The sequence below is a fragment of the Pseudomonas sp. RA_35y_Pfl2_P32 genome, assembly GCF_963970735.1.
Taxonomy (GTDB): Bacteria; Pseudomonadota; Gammaproteobacteria; order Pseudomonadales; family Pseudomonadaceae; genus Aquipseudomonas.
The window spans coordinates 1-2,178 of record NZ_CAXAQF010000053.1; the positions used below are offsets into that span (position 1 = coordinate 1).

A 2,178-nucleotide genomic window follows, 5' to 3' on the forward strand; every position below is an offset into this window, starting at 1 on the left:
GTCGACAGCAAGGGCGAGTCGGTACACATCACCGGTCCTGCCATCTGGCAGAAAAAGATCAGTGACAGCCTGGCGGTGGAAGTGCAGTAAACACTGACAGGGCACAACAAGAACCGGTATGCAGGCAATGGCAGACCGGTTTTTTTACGCCCTGATGAAAAGTAATCAAAGGCAGGAGAAAACCTGCATATTGTTCTAAAAACCAGGGCTGACCTGTCAGATCTGACAGGTTACAACGCCCAGTGTCGCTGATAGCTTGAATTCACTCGAATCGGCGATCGAACTGGACTCTCCTTTGAACGCGAACATCCATCGCCATACCCCAACGCTAGCGGCGATAGACGGCCGTGGCATGGCGGTACGGCAAGTGGCTTACCTGCGTGATGTGGAGTCTGACTACCCTGTGGCTCAAATCTCCACGGCGCACAATGACGCCGCCGGACGGTTAGTGGCGCTACGCGACCCACGGTTTTTCTCAGCATCCCACCGGCCGAACCAGACCACGCTTTACAGCCTGTCGGGTGCGGCGCTGTTGACTGACAGCGTGGATGCCGGGTGGCGCCTGAGTCTGTCCGGTGACGCCGCTCAAGTACTGGAGCAGTGGGATGGCCGAGGCAGTCATTGGCAGCACGAGTACGACCCACTAAGTCGGCCCGTCGCGCTCCACGAAGATGCCTTGGGCGAAGACTCACGCACCATCGAGCGCCTGACGTATGCCAACAGTTCGACTGAGTTCGCCGAGCGCAACCAGTGCGGGAGTTTGATCCGCCATGACGATTCGGCCGGTACGCTGTGGTTCAAGCAGATCGCCCTGAATGGCGGATTGATCCTCCAGACCCGACGTTTCCTGCCAGATCAGGCGAACCTGTCGGCCAACTGGCCGGCGACCGAGGCCGATCGCGACCCATTGCTACAACCCGGCGAAGGCTACACCAGCGAAAATCGATTCGGCCCGTCGGGTGAAGTGTTGGAACAGATCGATGCCAGCGGTCATCTACGACAATTCAACTTCAACCTGGCAGGGCAACTGCAACGCATCGACCTGACGCTCAAGGGCCTGGCATCACAGCCGTTGCTCAGGGCTGCCGACTATAACGCCGCAGGACAATTGCTCACTCAAATTGCCGGCAACAATGTCACCAGCATTGCCAGCTACCAGCCTGCAAACGGCCGACTGGAACGCCTGATCGCGACCACCTCGACACGCCGGCGCTTGCAAGAGATGAGTTACGAGTACGACCCGGTCGGCAACATCCTCCGGCTGGTGGATCACACACAGGCGGACAGCCATTACGACAATCAGCGCGTGGCTGCCGAGAACACCTACACCTATGACAGCCTCTACCAACTGACCAGCGCCAAGGGTCGTGAAACGGCGGGGGCCGGGCAGAGTCCGGGATTACCGGAGTTGCTCATACCCAGCCCGGCCGACCCCGGTCAGTTACTCAACTACAGCGAACATTACGCGTACGACGCAGGCGGCAACCGGACCTTGTTGCGCCATGAAAGTGATAAAAATCCGTTCAGCCGCCGAATGTACGTCGATCCACAGAGCAACCGCGCCTTGCCATGGAACGAGGGTGAGGACGCTCCCGACTTCAGCCGTCACTTCGATGCAAACGGCAACTTGCAATACCTTGTGCCCGGCGCCCAACCGATGACTTGGGATGCGCGCAATCAGTTGCAAAGTGTCATCAACGTCCAGCGTTCGACCGGTATCAATGACGGCGAATGGTATCGCTACGACGCCGCCGGAGCGCGCGCCGTCAAGTTCAGCAACCGACAGGCTCGCACGGTGAACCATCACGATGTTGTCCACTATCTCCCAGGGCTGGAAATACGCACCGCCGATGAGCGCGAAGAGCTTCAGGTTGTTCACGTTCAACTGGCCCGCGGCAGCGTGCGATGCCTGCATTGGGTCAAGGGACCACCGGATGGTATCGATAACGATCAGGTGCGCTACAGCATCGATGATCACCTGGGGTCCAGCAGTCTGGAACTGGATCAACTCGCCGCCGTCATCAGTCATGAGGGTTATTACCCCTATGGAGGCACGGCGTGGTGGGCAGCACGTTCGAAGGTCGATGCCGATTACAAGACCATTCGGTATTCGGGGAAGGAGCGGGATGCCAGCGGGCTTTATTACTATGGTGCCCGGTATTACGCGGGGTGGTTGGG

At 58.7% G+C, this 2,178-nt stretch carries 1 protein-coding gene and 1 pseudogene; both read left to right on the forward strand.

Annotated features, from left to right (window positions below; genetic code table 11):
* Positions 1-90: pseudogene (locus AACY45_RS26960) on the forward strand (hydrolase); the annotation flags it as partial.
* A 205-nt stretch (positions 91-295) separates the two neighbouring features.
* A partial coding sequence (locus tag AACY45_RS26965; RefSeq protein WP_339548474.1) for an RHS repeat domain-containing protein occupies positions 296-2,178 on the forward strand: 1,883 nt, incomplete at its 3' end.